Raw genomic sequence first — 13,112 nt, forward strand, 5'->3', positions numbered from 1 at the left:
GATTGAGAAGATTGAACTACCTTAAGACTAGGATGGCATTTAAGGACTGGTTTTGTATCTCTAGGTATCAAAAAACGCCCGGTGCGGTGGCACCAGGCGTTAGAAAGAGTAAGAGTGGGTATGAGTGATGGAGAGAGGTTTATTCTGGTTCGTATACCAGGTGGTGGTTAACAAATTCAGTGAAGCCGAATTCGCTTAATTCCCGCCCGTAACCGGAACGCTTTACCCCACCGAATGGGATTTCAGCTAAGGAAGCCCAAGCGGAGTTGATCCAGCTCATCCCGGTTTCAATTTGGGCAGCCACTTCGCGGGCGTGTTGAATGTTAGAGCCAAAGACCGTGTTCCCTAAGCCGTAGCTAGAGTTGTTGGCCATCGCGACGGCTTCAGCTTCCGTCTTGTACGTGTAGACTTCCGCCACCGGCCCGAAGAGTTCTTCGTTAAAGATTGGGCTGTCTTGGTCCAAGTCGGTCAAAATCGTTGGCATAAAGAATTGCCCTGGCAAGTCAACTGGTTCATTCCCGTAGGCTACGGTTGCCCCCCCGGCAATGGCCTTATCCACTTGCTTTTGCAGCTTTTCCTTGGCCCGCTTAGAGGACAGTGGAGCCAATGTCGTGGAACGGTCCAGCGGGTCGCCCATCTTGACTTGGGAGAAGGCGGCCTTGAGCATTTCGACAAATTGGTCCTTCATGCCTTCTGGCACAATGAACCGCTTGGAAGACGTGCAGACTTGGCCGGCGTTGTAGAGCCGGGCAAAGCCGACCGTCGCAGCTAATTTGTCAAGGTCAGCATCTTCTAAGACGATGAAGGCGTCGTTCCCACCGAGTTCCATCGTACTCTTCTTTAAGTGCTTGCCGGCTTCAGCGGCGACCGCTTCCCCGCCCCGTTCGGAACCAGTCAGGCAGACCCCAGCGATCCGCGGGTCGGCAATGATTTCGGAAACTTGGTCGTAGGAAACGAAGAGGTTGGTCAAGCTCCCCTTTGGGGCCCCAGCTTCCAAGACTAAGTCACAGAAAGCTTGGGCGGAAGTCGGACAGTTGGAAGCGTCCTTTAAGACCATTGGGTTCCCGACCAGGAAGTTTGGAATGAAGACCCGGGCGATTTGGTAGAACGGGAAGTTCCATGGTTCTACGGCCAACAGAACCCCAAGGGCTTGCTTTAAAATGTGGGCGTTGCCAGTCGTGGTGTAAATTGGCTTCGGGGCCAAGAATTCGTCGGCCTTTTCGACATAGTAGTCACAGAAAGAAGCGCACAGGTCAACTTCGCCTTCTGCTTCGCCGATCAGCTTCCCCATGTCGCGGGTCATTAATTCGGCCATTTCAGTGCGGCGTTCACGCAGCAATTCGCCTAAGCGGGTAATTACGGCCTTGCGTTCGGCCAGGCCGGCGCCGGTCCGCCATTGTTGGTAGAGTTCGTGACCAGCTGCCAGGGCCGCTTCGATTTCGGCGGCGGTGGAGTTGGCGTATTCGTGTTCAACTTCATTGGTATATGGGTTAACCGTCTTGTAAGCCATTTGTGAATTCCTCCATTCAAGTTGAGTCAATCTTTATTGGTTACTATTGTAATCGTTTTCTGAAATTTCACAAGTCTTTTGGCGAAAAAGATCCTTTGCACAAACCATGAAGATTGGTCTAGCCACAACGAGCCGGCCGTGGTGGGGGCAAAAAAATTTCTTTCACAAATTTTTTCACAAGCCCTCCCAACCCCGGCCAAGAAAAAAAGCCTTGGGGTCTCTGCAGACCTCAAGGCTGGACAGTAAGGGACAGGCGGGCTTCAATCGCTTGGGCTACTTCTAAGGGCGTCAGCTGGTTGGTTTCAATCGTGAAATCAGCACACGCTTGGTAGGCGGCGTGGCGGGCGGCTTTTAGTTTGGCCAGCCCCGTTTGGTCGAGCTTGGCGGCCAGGGGACGGTTTTGATCGTGACCAATCCGGCGCTTGGTTTCGGCTGCCGTCGCGCGCAAGTGGACGACCGGAACGTGACTGGCCTTTAGCAAGGTCCGGTTGTCCTCGCGCAGGGGCGTCCCGCCGCCCGTGGCCAGAATGCCGGGCTGGTCAATTACTTGGGCCAGGACCTGGTGCTCAATCGCCCGAAAGTGGGCTTCCCCGCCCGCCGCAAAAATTTCGGGAATCGACTGACCGGTTTGGGCAACGATTTCGGCGTCCAAGTCCAGGACGGGCAAGTGGTACTTTTGTCCCAGCAGCTGGCTGACGGTAGTTTTGCCGCTGCCCATAAAGCCAATTAAAATCAGTTCCATTAGGTTACCCCCGTTCAATAAGTTCGTACTCGGTCGCTAGTAGCGCTTGGGCTGCTTGGTGCGCCGCTGCGGTGCTGAAGGTCAGTTGCAGAATGCCATTAATGTCTTCTCGGACTTCCAAGAGTTGGATGTTGGTAATTGAGATTCCCGCCGTTGCCAGTTTCCCCGTTACCGCGGCCAGGGTCCCAACCTGATCAGGCAGGTTTAAGAACAAATCGTAAAACGGGGCTTTGACCGGGGCGTTGAGCTGGTCACGACTGTGTTTGGCCTGGGCAAAGAAGCGGTGAATCGCCGCGGCTTCCTGGGTGGCGATCGCCTGATCCAGGGTTTGCAAGTGGGCAATATAATCGGCCAGTTGACGGCGAATCACGGGCGCGTTAGCTAAGAGGATTGCCGTCCACATCGTTGGGTCGGCCGCTGCAATCCGGGTAACGGATTTAAAGCCCCCGGCGGCCAAACGCATCCCCAGGGGCTGGTCGGCAAAGCGTTCCTTGGTTTGGTTGACCAAAGCGGCGGCGATAATGTGGGGCAGGTGGGAGATCTGGGCGACAATCGCATCGTGGGTGGCCGCCGTCACGGTCAGCCACTTCACTTTGGCGCCAACCAGGAGCGCTTGTAAGCGCGCTTGCTGGGCGGCGGTAGCGTTCAGTGGAACCTGGAAGTAAAAGGCGTTCTCAAAGAGGTCGGGCCGGCCAGCGGTAACCCCGCTTTTGTGCGACCCCGCCATCGGGTGTCCCCCGATAAAGGTGATTTTCTGGTCCGCCAGGGCGGCCGCGGCGGTTAAAATCGCCTGCTTGGTCGAACCGACGTCAGTAACGATGACGCCGGGCTTGAGGGGGCGGGTCGCGAGGGTTTTAAGGTCCGCCACGATTTGATCGACCGGGCTGGCTAAAAAGATGAAGTCGGCTTCGGCCACCCGCTCAAATTCGCTGACGCCCGCATCCAACCACCCTTGCTGGCGGGCGTAGGGAATCGTTGCCGGGGCGGGGTCACTGGCCAGGATGATCACGTCGGGATGAGCCAACTTAATCGCTTGGGCCAGGGAACTGCCGATCAGCCCCAGCCCCTTAAAAAAGACGGTCGTCATTAGCGTTCATCCCCCTTCAATTGGGCCAGATCCCGAAAGAAGGTCGGGTAAGAGATGGCAATGGCCTCCGGTTCAGCCAACGTTAAGGATTGGTGGGCCTTGAGCGCTGCCACGGCCAGCATCATGCCAATGCGGTGATCGCCGTGGCTGGTGAGGGTTGAAGTTTGGAGCGCCCAGTTCGGCCGCCCGGTGATGATCATCCCATCGGGCAGTTCTTCAATGGCAACCCCCAGTTTGCGCAACTCGCTGGCGACGGTCGCGATCCGGTCGGTTTCTTTAACCCGTAGTTCGGCCGCCCCACGAATTTCACTGGTTCCGTCAGCACAGGCGGCCAGCAAGGCTACTAAGGGCAGTTCGTCGATTAGGGCCGGGATCTCTGCCGCCCCGATTTGGATCGGGCGCAAGGGACCGTGCGAAACGGTAATATCACCCAGGGGTTCGCCCTGACTGATCCGCGGGGTAATCGTGACGGATGCCCCCATGGCCTGTAGGACCCGCAAAATGCCGGTCCGGGTCGGATTTAAATTGACCTGGGTGAGGGTCACGTTTGATCCCGGAACGATCGCGGCCGCTACCAGGAAGAAGGCGGCCGAAGACAGGTCCCCGGGGACCTGGACGGTTTGCCCGTGCAAGTGGGGAGCCGGGTGAACGGTGATGGTCCGTTGGTCAGCAGCCGTGGTTAAGTTTGCGCCAAATTGTTGCAACATCAATTCGGTGTGGTTGCGGGTTGGCAATTGTTCAATGATTGTTGAAGGGCCGGGGGCTTGCAGGGCTGCTAAAATCAAAGCACTTTTGACTTGGGCCGAGGCGACCGTCATTTGGTAGGTTGCGGCGTGCAGGGGCTGACCGAAAATGGTGGCCGGCAGGGTCCCCTGGGGACTCAAGCGAACTTCCCCGCCAAAGTGGCGCAGCGGCTCGGTGACCCGCCGCATGGGGCGCCGGTGCAAGGATTGATCGCCCTGGAGCGTAGTTTGAAAGGGCCGCCCGGCCAGCAGGCCCATTAACAGGCGAGTAGTGGTGCCGGAATTGCCCATCTCCAGTGGGTGGGCGCTGGCCGTTAAACCAGCCCACCCTTGACCGTGAACGACAACGGTTTCGCCCTGCCGCTCAATTTTCACCCCGAGGGCTTGCAGGGCTCCCAAGGTACTGAGGCAGTCTTCGCCGGTTAAAAAGTGGTGGATCGTGGTATCGCCTTCGCTGATCGCACCCAACATCAAGGCACGGTGGGAAATACTTTTGTCACCGGGGACGGCGAGGGTGCCGTGCAGGCCGGTAGGCGCAGGGGTAAGGGTTTGCATTGAATCTTCCTTTCGTTAGTTGATTAAATAGACGCTCCACAGCATCGGGACCGTCCACCGTTGGTGAATCCGCAGGGGCAAGTGGGTGGGCAGGGCGGCTTGGCTGGTGATGACGTAGCGTCCGTCGGCCAGAAACTGGTCGGCGGCGGTGATTTTGCTGGGACACAAGCAAATTTCGGCGGTGGGAATCAATTGGCGCAGTAAATCCGCGTTCGCAGGGTGGACGTAAGCGCGCTGGTTGGCCCGGGTGGGCAGTTCTGCTAAGACCAACGGGGCCAGCTCATAAAGAAAGCCGTCGACTAAGGTCAAAGCCGCTAAGTAGCGGTAGTGGAGCTGGCCCCAGCTCAGCCCAGCCGGGCTTTGGTAGGCAGCCGGCACCAATAGTTGATCACCGCGATATTTGGTCAGATGCGCATATAATTCCTCAAAGCTGGGGTGATAAGCAACCTGTAACGCCGGGTGGGTCTGACAATACTGGGCGGCCGCCGCGGCGCTGTCTGTTTCTGCCGGCCCTAGGGTGTGTAATTTCATCCGCGTAACTCCTGGCGCCAAGCGGTCACTTGGTCTTGCAAGCGGGCCAGGTTGTCGGCGGCAAAGGCGTCCGTCAGGGCCTTGACCAACTCAATAGCGACCACGTTTTCCACGACTAAGGCGGCGGGCACGATCGCGGTGGTGTCGGAGCGTTCGACGTTGGCTTTTTTGGCTTCCTTGGTTGTGGTGTCAACGGTCGGCAGCGCCTTGTAGAGGGTGGGAATCGGCTTCATGGCCGCGTTAATGACTAATGGCATCCCGTTGGTCATCCCCCCTTCAAAGCCACCCAGGTGGTTGGAAGTCCGGTAGTAGCCCTGGGCTGGGTCGTAGGCGATTGGGTCCATCACCTGACTGCCGGGACGGGTGGCGGCTTCAAAGCCATCGCCAATCGAGACCCCCTTCATGGCGTTGATGCCCATCACCGCGGCGGCCAGCTTGCCATCCAGCTTGGTGTCCCAGGAAATGTAAGAGCCAAGCCCAGCCGGCATGTTTTCGACGACCACCCGGATCAAGCCCCCCAGGGTATCGCCAGCCCGACGGGTATCATCGATCAGGGTGTGGATGGCAGCAACTTGGCTGGCGTCGGTGATCCGTAAGTCGTTGGCCGCAGTTTGGGCCTTGATGGCTTTAACCGTAGTGACCGTTGGATCCTCGGCCAAGACGGGCCCGATTTGGCGCACGTAGCCGACTAAGTGGATGTCCAGGGCGGCCAAAAGCTGTTCACAGATGTTACCGATCGCTACTCGCATCGCCGTTTCCCGGGCCGAGGAACGCTCTAAGACGTTGCGCATATCGGCGTGGCGGTACTTGAGGCCACCGACCAGGTCGGCGTGGCCGGGCCGCGGTCGGGTTACCTGGCGGGTCGTGTTTTCCGGGGTAGCCGGGGCGGTGGGGTCCATAATGGCACTCCAGTGGGCATGGTCGCGATTTTGAATGACCAAGGTGATCGGTGAACCTAAAGTTACCCCGTGGCGGACGCCCCCTAAAATTTGGACTTGGTCGTGTTCGATCTTTTGCCGGTTCCCCCGGCCGTAGCCCCGTTGGCGGTCGGCTAAGGCGGCGTTGATTTGATCCACGTCGAGCTTGAGTCCGGCCGGGATTCCTTCAATAATGCCGGTCAGTTGGGGGCCGTGGGATTCACCGGCGGTCAGGTATGTGAAAGTCATTTACGGTTCCTCCTTTGTGAGCAGGGTTTGTTCCAGGGTGCGCGATTGGGTCATGATGGTTTGAAAAATGGCCTGTAGAGCTGGTTGCAATTCTGGGGTACTCTGGCCCAGCTGGGCCAGGATGGCAGCCTCCCGTTGGGGGTCGCAAACGGGCTGCTGGGTGCGCGCCTTGTGGGCGGCGACTTGTTTGACCAGGGCGAACCGTTTGATGAGCAAATGCTCTAATTCCCGGTTGAGTTGATCAATGTCTTGCCGTAAAGTCGTTAAATCTGGCATGGTCATCCCTTCCTTTCCAAAAGTGCGAGGGTGGCGCGAACCGCGCCGACCGTCAGTTGCCCCGGGGCTGACGCGGCGCCGGCTGTCGCAAAGGTAATGGCGGATGGGAAGATCCCCCCGGTCAGCCGGGTTACCTTCCCCCAATCGCCCATTGCCATTGCGATCAGCGGTTGGGGGCCGTGGTAAGCATTGATGGCTCCCAGGACGGTTAAGACGTCAGTAGCTGATTGGGGCATGACGGCCCACTTGATCAGATCGGCGCCGGTTGCGGCCAGGCGGGCATTAATGGCGGCTAGTTCCGGGGCCGCCGGGGTCGCCGTAAAATTATGGTAGCTGGCGATGACTTTGACGCCTTGTTGCTGGGCTTGCTGACGCAAGGGCTGTACCAGCTGAGCGGGGAGCGCGGCTTCGAGGTCCAACAGGTCAACGGCTGGGGCAGCCAGCAAACTTTGGTAGACGGTGCGGTATTGCGCCGGAGTTGGGGCCAACTGTCCCCCTTCAGCTTGGGTGCGGATGGTGGCTAAGAGGGGAATTTGGGCGTGCATTCGCTGGGCGATTGGTACGATAGCTGCGGTATCAAGCGGGTCGCTGAGGCAATCCAGGCGCCACTCCACCAGGTCAATTTGGTCCAGCGGTAATTGGGTAAACGCCTGCCAAGCGGCCGCGGGGGTGGCGGCGACAATGGGGACGGCGATTTTGGGTTGCCCCGCCCCGAAAGTCAACCGCCCATCAGAAGTCGTTACTGGCATGGGTTCAGTCCTTTCCATTAAAGAGCAAATCGGCAATCGCTTGGACCGGCATCGCTTGGCCCGTCCAGAGTTGAAAGGCTTCGGCGCCTTGGTACAGCATCATCCCTAAGCCGTTAAAGACGTGGCGGACGCCGGCGGCTTGGGCAATGGTCATTAACTTGGTGGTCCGGGGCGCGTAGACCGTGTCGTAAACGATCAAATCCTCGCGCAGCCAGCTGGGGTCAGTGATCAAACTTTGGTCGGCCAGCGGTTTCATCCCCACCCCGGTCGCATCACAGTAAATGGTTGCATCCGCCAATTCGGCTTTGAATTGGGCTTGATCAGCCAGGGGGACGAAGCGGGCGTGGGCGTTGGTTTGTTCATTGATGATTTTCACGTTCTTTTGGGCTTGACTACCTTGGGGATCCGTTGCCCGGTTGACGATGACGATTTCTTTGACCCCGTCGAGGGCGGCTTGAATCGCAATCGGGGTTCCGGCTCCCCCAGCCCCGGCCAGGACCATTTTTTCGCCGCGCAGGTCGATGTTTTCAGCGGCCAGGGCCTGCATGAAGCCAATTCCATCGGTGGTGTAGCCGGTCAATTTGCCATGGTCGTTGACCACGGTGTTGACCGCCCCGGCCAGTTTGGCGGCGGGCGCTAAGTCATCCAAGAGGGGGAGAATGGCCTGCTTGTTGGGCATCGAAATGTTGGCCCCGCGCATTTCCAGGGTGCGAATTGCTTGGACGGCGCTGGGGAGTTCCTGTTGGCCAACTTCAAAGGCCAGGTAGGCGTAGTTGAGGCCGAGCATGGCAAAGGCGTTATTGTGCATGGTCGGTGACATGGAGTGGCGAATCGGGGTGGCTAATAAACCGATTAAAATAGTGTGTCCATCGATGCGTTCCATTATTTTTCCTCCTGTTGGTGATGAGTAAGTGCTAAGCCAATCATTAAGCAGCTGCCGATTAGACTGACGATGAGGTCGCCGCCAAAGGCTGCGGTAATGCTGGTCTTTGATAAGACCCCGGTGATCAGCGGGACGGTAAAGGAAGCCAGGCTGCCAAAGAAGTAAAAGGCCCCCGTGACCATCCCGTGGCGGGCTGGGTAAAGCTTCATGAAGACGGTCAAACCAGTCTGCATGATCCCCCCGGCGGCCGCAAAGCCAAACAGTAAGCTGGTAAGGTTGGCGACCCACGGGGTTTGCCCCGCCCACAGTAAGCTGGCCAGAGCTACGGTGGCGAGCAGGTTTAAGCTGACGAGCAATTTAAGTTCACTGACGGCCCGGTTCAAAAGAATAAATAAGACGACGACCCCGCTGATTGAGCCAATACTGTAGAGTGATAATAAGAAGTGGGCCGCGGTTTCGCCCATCCCTAGGCTTTGTTGGGCAAAGAGGGTCACCCACTGGGTGAACCAGATCATCAAGGCCATCGAGGTGTAGCCGTAGCCAAGCAACAGCAAGGTCGCTCCCAGCCGGTGGTGGGTATTGGTGGGGTGAGCGACTTGGGCGTGGGCGGCCATTTGCTTTAATTCCGCCCGGTTCGGGAAGCGGACGGTCAGGACGTTGAGCAGGTTTAACAAGATCAAGGCCGCCATGACGAGAAAGGACCAGCCGAACCACCAGCCGTGGCTGGCCAAGGTGGCAACCAAGAGCGGCAGGATAAATTCCCCCAGCGAGACGAAGGCCTTGATCAAAATCGTGCCGTCCCCCTTACCACCGTTGATTTCGACCAAGGTGGTGTAGGTCCCGGCATCCAGAGCCGAATTGGCGATCCCCGCCAGGATGGCGAGCCCGTAGGCCACCGGGATCGATGGATTGGCCACCATCCCCAGGGCAAAAATCAGGTAACAGCCCATCCCCAATAAGACGAAGAGCTTGCGGCTCAAGAGGTCGGCTAAACTCCCGGTGATCAGGTAGGCGACTAAGCGCCCGATCCCGATCCCGGAGATGACAAAGGAGACGGTCGCCAGCGGGACGTGCCAAGCCCCGCTGAGGGCGGTCATATTTTGGGCCAGGATGATGATCCCAAAGCCGTGGACTAAGTAGTTGAGGTATAAGGTTAAGGCGAGCCGCCATTTTTGCAGGTTGACTCGGGACGTAGTTGACGGAATTTCCATATTGCCCTCCTTAAATTATTTTCAGTATGCATCAAGATAAATAAAAAAACCAACTAAATGGGTGAAGGGAACCACATCTAGCTGGTTAGCAGAAAAAATTGGAGAGTCTGAGGTGCTCACCGCGCTGCCTAACTAGATGGAAGTACCTAGCTGACAGCATCCACAAAAGCTGACTTTGCTTAGGTACGAACGTCCCCGTCCGTACCAAGCAGTACGGACGCTACTTAAAATAAGCAAAGCCAAAATAAAACGCCATTAATTGTGGTTGGTGAAGCATGATCACAAACTCCTTTCCGATTTGATTGACTATATTAAAACATTCTCATTTTGGTTTGTCAAACCCTAATTTTAATTTTTTGCCCCGGGCGAAAGTGGAGGGATCCCGGCCCGAAAAAACTGGCTGGTGTCCATATTATGTAGAAAAATACCGATTAGTTGATAAAAATAAAAAAGACGGTTGACATTTTCCGAAGTGGTGGTAAGCTGTTCGATAATTAGAAATTGATGAGATGCCGATGAAAAGAAGAGTAGGCCGGCGGCGGTTGCCAAGCGAGCTCGGGGGATGGGAAAGAGCGAACTGCCAAGGGTTGAAGATGAGCTTTGAGGCAGAGTGAGGGTTGTTTAATGCAGCTACTCACCCCGGGCGCAACCGATACCTTGCAAAGTCTCCACTCCCCAGTGAGTGGGTACTTAATGAGTCGCCAACTGTGAGGTTGACGAAGTGCAGGGTGGTACCACGAACCTTCGTCCCTGGATTTCAAGTCTGAAATCCGGGGGCGGAGGTTTTTTTGTTGGCCGAAGCAAGAAGGAGGGAATTACAATGGCAAAATTTCAAACTCAATTAGTTCATGGTCCAGTAGATACCAATGATCCTTACGGGGCGGTGGTGTTGCCAATTTATCCGGCTACAACTTACGCCTACCCCGCGATTGGCACGGCCCCGCAATATGATTACGGCCGCTCGGGCAACCCGACGCGCCATGCCGTGGAGGCTCAATTGGCAGCCTTAGAAGGGGGCCAAGCGGCCTTTGCCTTTGCCTCGGGGATGGCGGCGATTCATGCGGCGCTGGCGATTTTTCAGGCTGGCGATCATTTGGTGGTTGGCAAGCAAATCTATGGAGGGACCTTTCGCTTGCTTAAGGAATTTTTTGCCCGGTGGGATTTAACGATTACCGCCGTCGATACCCGGGATTTAGCGGCGGTGGCCGCAGCGATCCAGCCCAATACCAAGGCCATCTACTTTGAACCGGTCACCAACCCCTTGTTGCAGGTTACCCCGGTCGCTCCGCTGGCGCGCTTGGCCCACCAGCATGGCTTGTTAACGATCGTGGATAACACCTTTTTGAGCCCGTATTTGGCCCAACCCCTGCGCTGGGGAGCCGACATTGTGATCCATTCGGCTACCAAGTACCTGGCGGGGCATTCCGAGGTTTCGGCTGGCGTTTCACCAGGTGGTTAATCCCGCCGCTTTAGCAGTCACGGGGATTACCGCTTTATCCCCGCAATTACTGAACGCAGCCCGGCAGTGGGGACTGAAAATTCGCCTCTTGGCGCGGGCCCAACGCCGGGACCAGCGGCTCTTGGCGGAAGTCGCTCCCGTTGCAATCGGGCCCCAATCGGTTTTTTATGGCCTCGATGGGGTCGACAATGCGGTGGCCTTAACCAGTGAACGGCTGGGGCAGACGGTTTATCAAGGTCCTGGGGCCGGCGGCTTGGCCACGGCCAACAGTATCTTAAGTGACCTTTACCGTCTGACCAGTGCGCGTGGCATCAGCTTTACCCCAGCGGTGCCTGGTCGGGTGTACCCGTTAGCCCAAGCACCGCGCACCTATTTGGCGGTGAGCGCCGCTTCGTTGCCCCTTGGGGGACCCTGGCAAAAACGCCAAGCGGGCAGTGCCTTAACCCGCCCCCTAACGGCAAGCCAACAGGCCACTTGGGCCCAGCGCCTGCCCCAAGTGGCCTGGATGCCGGTCAGTGCGATATCCGGTTAACTACCGCGCTAATTAAAGGCGGAAAAAGGGTTGACAATGGTCAATTAGTCGGATTATGATAAATCCGTTAGAAAATTTAAGAATATGCTAATTTGACAGTAAGCAACCGGAAAGGAGGAAAACATGATGTTAACGCTAATTAAGTTGATGATTGTTTTTCTGACTGACCGGGCGCTGCTGACGGCCTGTTGTTAATTCTGATTTCCAACCGGGGTTGCGGGAAGGCAACCCGGCTTCTTTAAGGTTCTCATCGTGAGGTGGGACGGGAATCAGCGGGGACAACAGGCTTTTTTTGTACCTAATTTTAGGCCGAAAGCGGATTAGCGAATAGAAAGGGTGAGGTAATGTGGATTGGGCAGTAATCCAGCAAAGTTTGCCGGAGTTTGCCAAGGGCTTTCAATTAACGCTGTGGCTATCAGCCAGCGGCATTGCGGGTGCGTTGGTGGTTGGCGTGGTGGTCAGCTTGCTGCGGTACTTTCAAGTTCCCGTTTTGGGGCGACTCAGTGGGGCGTATGTCGAAGTGGCCCGCAACACCCCGTTGTTGATTCAGTTGTTCTTCTTGTACTACGCTTTTCCGGTGCTGGGGCTGAAATTTAGTGCCGCGACCTGTGGGATCATTGGCTTGGTCTTTTTGGGTGGGGCGTACATGGCCGAAGGCTTTACCGGGGGCTTTAACGGCGTCAGCCAAACGCAAGTGGAATCAGGCCGGGCCCTGGGGATGAACCAGTGGCAATTGGCCCGCTACGTGGTCTTACCGCAGGGCTTGGCCCTCAGCGTGCCAGCCCTGGCAGCTAATGTGATTTTTTTGATCAAGGAAACTTCGATTTTTTCGGTGATCGCGATTCCGGAATTGACCAATACGGCCTTGGATTTAATCGGTCTGTACTACCGGTCGAATGAGTACTTGCTTGTCTTGGTGGTCGCCTATGCCATTATTTTGATTCCCTTGTCCTTGCTCTTAACTTGGTTGGAAAGGAGGGTGCGGTATGCCACATTCGGGGATTAACGTCTTGTTTGAAGGCCATAATTTGGTGCGCCTGCTGGGTGGTTTATGGACAACGGTTTGGATTGCCGCTTTGGCCCTAGTGCTTGGCCTGAGTCTGGGGGCGCTGCTCGGCGCTTTGCGGACACTGAAAAATCCGGTGCTGCGGCTTGGTTTGCGCTTATATTTGGAATTTTTTCGGATCGTGCCGACGGTGGTCCTGCTCTTCTTGGCCTACTACCTGGTGCCGGAGCTTTTTCACGTCGATAGTCTGCCGGGCAGCTGGATGGCGGTAATTGCCTTTGGCCTCTGGGTGGCGGCGGAATTCAGCGACATTGTCCGCGGCGCGCTCCTGTCGGTCCCAGTGCACCAGCGCGAATCGGGGCTGGCCTTGGGAATGAACCGCTGGCAACTTTTCCGCTACGTCTTGTTGCCCCAAGCCTTGAAGTTAGAATTGCCCGCGACAATTAATTTGGCCACCCGGGTGATCAAGACGACTTCGCTGTTGATGTTGATCAGTGTGATGGACGTGATCAATATCGGCCAGCAGATCATTGAAGCCAATAATACGACTTACCGGACCGGGGTCTTTTGGGTCTACGGGGTGATTTTTATCTTTTACTTTGTGGTCGACTATCCCCTCTCCCGCTGGGCCCAGCGTTTAGCGGCCCAGCAAAAGGTCTGAT

The 13,112-nt window shown here is 56.7% G+C and carries 13 protein-coding genes and 1 pseudogene; 4 read left to right on the top strand and 10 right to left on the bottom strand.

Annotated elements, in window-relative coordinates; genetic code table 11:
* Positions 1 to 139: 139 nt before the first annotated feature.
* The 10 genes from FC43_RS00305 to FC43_RS00350 all read right to left on the bottom strand — a co-directional run bounded on the left by FC43_RS00305 (position 140) and on the right by FC43_RS00350 (position 9,453).
* Complete coding sequence (locus FC43_RS00305; protein WP_056953264.1) at positions 140 to 1,510, bottom strand: NAD-dependent succinate-semialdehyde dehydrogenase; 1,371 nt, start codon at positions 1,508 to 1,510, stop codon at positions 140 to 142.
* A gap of 229 nt (positions 1,511 to 1,739) precedes the next feature.
* Complete coding sequence (locus FC43_RS00310) at positions 1,740 to 2,252, bottom strand: shikimate kinase (RefSeq protein ID WP_056953266.1); 513 nt, start codon at positions 2,250 to 2,252, stop codon at positions 1,740 to 1,742.
* Between the two features lie 4 nt (positions 2,253 to 2,256).
* Positions 2,257 to 3,339: a prephenate dehydrogenase gene (locus tag FC43_RS00315; protein ID WP_056953267.1), complete on the bottom strand. Its 1,083-nt coding sequence runs from the start codon at positions 3,337 to 3,339 to the stop codon at positions 2,257 to 2,259.
* Positions 3,339 to 4,637, bottom strand: coding sequence for a 3-phosphoshikimate 1-carboxyvinyltransferase (aroA, locus tag FC43_RS00320; protein ID WP_056953268.1), 1,299 nt, complete (start codon positions 4,635 to 4,637; stop codon positions 3,339 to 3,341). Before aroA ends, FC43_RS00315 begins: the two co-directional genes overlap by 1 nt.
* A gap of 15 nt (positions 4,638 to 4,652) precedes the next feature.
* On the bottom strand, positions 4,653 to 5,168 hold the full coding sequence (locus tag FC43_RS00325) for a hypothetical protein (RefSeq protein WP_056953270.1): 516 nt from the start codon (positions 5,166 to 5,168) through the stop codon (positions 4,653 to 4,655).
* Positions 5,165 to 6,334: a chorismate synthase gene (gene aroC / locus FC43_RS00330; protein ID WP_056953271.1), complete on the bottom strand. Its 1,170-nt coding sequence runs from the start codon at positions 6,332 to 6,334 to the stop codon at positions 5,165 to 5,167. The genes FC43_RS00325 and aroC overlap by 4 nt, the downstream gene beginning before the upstream one ends.
* The gene (locus tag FC43_RS00335; RefSeq protein WP_056953272.1) at positions 6,335 to 6,610 is read right to left on the bottom strand and encodes a chorismate mutase; all 276 of its coding nucleotides are present in this window, start codon (positions 6,608 to 6,610) and stop codon (positions 6,335 to 6,337) included.
* A gap of 2 nt (positions 6,611 to 6,612) precedes the next feature.
* A complete protein-coding gene (aroD, locus tag FC43_RS00340) occupies positions 6,613 to 7,359 on the bottom strand; it encodes a type I 3-dehydroquinate dehydratase (protein WP_056953273.1) in 747 nt (248 codons plus the stop codon).
* 4 nt (positions 7,360 to 7,363) lie between these two features.
* Positions 7,364 to 8,242, bottom strand: a complete 879-nt coding sequence (locus tag FC43_RS00345; protein WP_019206125.1) for a shikimate dehydrogenase — start codon at positions 8,240 to 8,242, stop codon at positions 7,364 to 7,366.
* Positions 8,242 to 9,453, bottom strand: coding sequence for an MFS transporter (locus FC43_RS00350; protein ID WP_056953274.1), 1,212 nt, complete (start codon positions 9,451 to 9,453; stop codon positions 8,242 to 8,244). Before FC43_RS00350 ends, FC43_RS00345 begins: the two co-directional genes overlap by 1 nt.
* 820 nt (positions 9,454 to 10,273) lie before the next feature.
* Between FC43_RS00350 and FC43_RS00355 the strand changes: the two are divergent.
* The 4 genes and pseudogenes from FC43_RS00355 to FC43_RS00370 all read left to right on the top strand — a co-directional run.
* Positions 10,274 to 10,894 (top strand): annotated as a pseudogene (locus tag FC43_RS00355) (trans-sulfuration enzyme family protein); the annotation flags it as partial.
* 10 nt (positions 10,895 to 10,904) lie between these two features.
* Entirely contained in the window at positions 10,905 to 11,444 is a 540-nt protein-coding gene (locus tag FC43_RS00360) for a hypothetical protein (RefSeq protein WP_019206122.1), read from the top strand.
* A 346-nt stretch (positions 11,445 to 11,790) separates the two neighbouring features.
* Complete coding sequence (locus FC43_RS00365) at positions 11,791 to 12,450, top strand: amino acid ABC transporter permease (protein WP_056953275.1); 660 nt, start codon at positions 11,791 to 11,793, stop codon at positions 12,448 to 12,450.
* On the top strand, positions 12,431 to 13,111 hold the full coding sequence (locus FC43_RS00370) for an amino acid ABC transporter permease (protein WP_056953276.1): 681 nt from the start codon (positions 12,431 to 12,433) through the stop codon (positions 13,109 to 13,111). Before FC43_RS00365 ends, FC43_RS00370 begins: the two co-directional genes overlap by 20 nt.
* Position 13,112: the final 1 nt, after the last annotated feature.

Source organism: Limosilactobacillus ingluviei DSM 15946 (assembly GCF_001435775.1).
Taxonomy (GTDB): Bacteria; Bacillota; Bacilli; order Lactobacillales; family Lactobacillaceae; genus Limosilactobacillus; species Limosilactobacillus ingluviei.